Genomic DNA, 1,984 nt, shown 5'->3' with positions numbered 1-1,984 from the left:
GCACAGGAGCGCCGAGCCGAGCAGCAACGCGCCGACCACCATGCCAAGGCCTTGGACCACAAATGACGCGTTCATCAGCAGGTGCGCCGGCGAGCAGACGTCCCGGCCGGAGAACTCTCCGCACGCCACGGCGCCGAGGTCGCTGATGTAGCCCGTGCGGCGGCTGTATGGCTCCGCTCCCGCCCAGGCACCGATCACAGCCGACTCGGCCACGAAATACTGCAGTACGCTCAGCTTCGCCAGGGCCCCGACGTAAAACCTGGTCTCGGCCACATCGGGGTAGTAGAGGGCTCCGGCGGAAAGCTCGGTGGTTCCTGCAGTCATGCCAAGAGCGTAGTACGCGCGCTCACCTTGTATGCTTATATCCGTGTCCGACCGGACCGGCCCCGGCCGCCCGCGGATACCCGCCCTCGTAGCTCAGTGGATAGAGCACGGCTCTCCTAAAGCCGGTGTCGTTGGTTCGATTCCAATCGAGGGCACTTGAACATTCCTGCCCCGGACGAAACCCCGGACACGGGTCCGGGCTTTGACCTCCGCGCCTACCTGCGCGGTTCCTGGTCCGTCGACCGCACCCTGCTGGACCGCAGCACCGGCACCAGCGGAACCTTCACCGGCGTCGTACGCTTCACTGCCGACGACGACGGCGGCCTGTGGTGGCGTGAAGAAGGCACCGTGCGCTGGGCACCCCCGGGCGGCGCGCCGTTCTCCGATGTCCTGGACGTGTACTTCCCGGACGGCCGCCCCTTCCACCGCATGGGCTTCGCCGGGCAAACCAATCAGGACGAGCACTGGTGCGACCCTGACACGTACCGCGTGACGTACACCTTCCGCGGTCCGGACCAATGCGGCTACCGCTGGGACGTCACCGGGCCGGCCAAGGACCAGCTGCTGGAGTCCGTCCTGCGACGGCTGAAAGCAAAACCAGACGCAAGACCAGAGGCAAAACTAGGAGCAAGACCAAGTGCAGGAACAGACCCGGATCCGGAGACAAGGCCACGCGTGACCCCCGATGCGACGCCGGATGCCGCGCCGGATTCAGGGCGCGCCGGGTGAACCCGCGCATCGTCGTCTCCGCCGTCTGCGTTTTCGATCGCTCCGGACGCCTCCTGACCGTCCGCAAACGCGGCACGGACAAGTTCATGCACCCCGGCGGCAAACCCGAGGCCGGCGAAACAGCGGCCCAGGCAGCGGCGCGCGAGCTCCAGGAGGAAGTGCGGATCGTGCTGGCCCCGGACCGCCTGGACCTGCTGGGTTGCTGGCTGGCGGATGCCGCCAACGAGGCGGCCACCCAGATCGAGGCCACGGTCTTCACGGCGCCCGGGGTGTGGAGCGCCCGGCCGTCGGCGGAAATCGCCGAGATCCGTTGGCTGGACCTGTCCGCCGAGCTGCCCGGCGACCTCGCCCCGCTGCTGACGGACCATGTGCTGCCGGCCCTGTCCGCCAAGCCGTCCTGCTAGGACCTCCACCGGCCAGGGCCTCGAACGGCGGCTTCCAAACGGCGGCTCAGTAACCGGGCACGGATTCCTGGGCCACCGCGCTGGCCTCGGAGAACTGCGTCCGGTACAGCTCCGCATAGCGGCCCTCGGCGGCGAGAAGCTCCCGGTGGGTACCGCGCTCCACGATCGAGCCGTCCTCCACCACCAGGATCGCGTCCGCCGCACGGATCGTCGAGAGACGGTGGGCGATCACGACGGCGGTACGGCCTTCCAGCGCGGCGCCCAGCGCCTCCTGGACGGCGGCCTCGTTGGTCGAATCCAGCGCGGCGGTGGCTTCGTCGAGGATGACCACCCGCGGCTGGGCGATCAGCAGGCGGGCGATCGTCAGGCGTTGCCGCTCGCCGCCGGAGAGCCGGTTGATGCGCCGCCCGTGCTTCTCCGGATCGAGCTGGACCTGTTCGAGCAGCTGCCGGGCCCGCTCGGCCCGCGCCGCCTTGCGCACGCCGGCGAATTCCATCGGCAGCATCACGTTGTCCACGGCCGAGAGG

Annotated in this window: 2 protein-coding genes, 1 tRNA gene and 2 pseudogenes; 3 read left to right on the top strand and 2 right to left on the bottom strand. The window is 69.1% G+C overall.

All coding sequences use genetic code 11. From position 1 onward, the window contains the following. A pseudogene (locus LQV45_RS28515) lies at positions 1–324 on the bottom strand (hypothetical protein); the annotation flags it as partial. An 82-nt stretch (positions 325–406) separates the two neighbouring features. On the opposite strand from LQV45_RS28515, the gene LQV45_RS28510 reads away from it, so the two are divergent. The 3 genes and pseudogenes from LQV45_RS28510 (at position 407) to LQV45_RS28500 (ending at position 1,457) form a co-directional block, all read left to right on the top strand. Beyond that, positions 407–479: transfer RNA gene (locus LQV45_RS28510), tRNA-Arg, on the top strand. Position 480: 1 nt separating this feature from the next. Next, positions 481–918: pseudogene (locus LQV45_RS28505) on the top strand (DUF6314 family protein); the annotation flags it as partial. Positions 919–1,049: 131 nt separating this feature from the next. Further along, complete coding sequence (locus tag LQV45_RS28500) at positions 1,050–1,457, top strand: NUDIX domain-containing protein (protein ID WP_230010326.1); 408 nt, start codon at positions 1,050–1,052, stop codon at positions 1,455–1,457. A 46-nt stretch (positions 1,458–1,503) separates the two neighbouring features. Here LQV45_RS28500 and LQV45_RS28495 read toward each other — a convergent pair. Then, the coding region (locus LQV45_RS28495; protein ID WP_230010325.1) for an ATP-binding cassette domain-containing protein at positions 1,504–1,984 on the bottom strand (481 nt) is incomplete at its 5' end.

This window comes from Microbacterium sp. Bi128, assembly GCF_918698205.1.
This window is presented reverse-complemented; position numbering and strand designations above follow the sequence as displayed.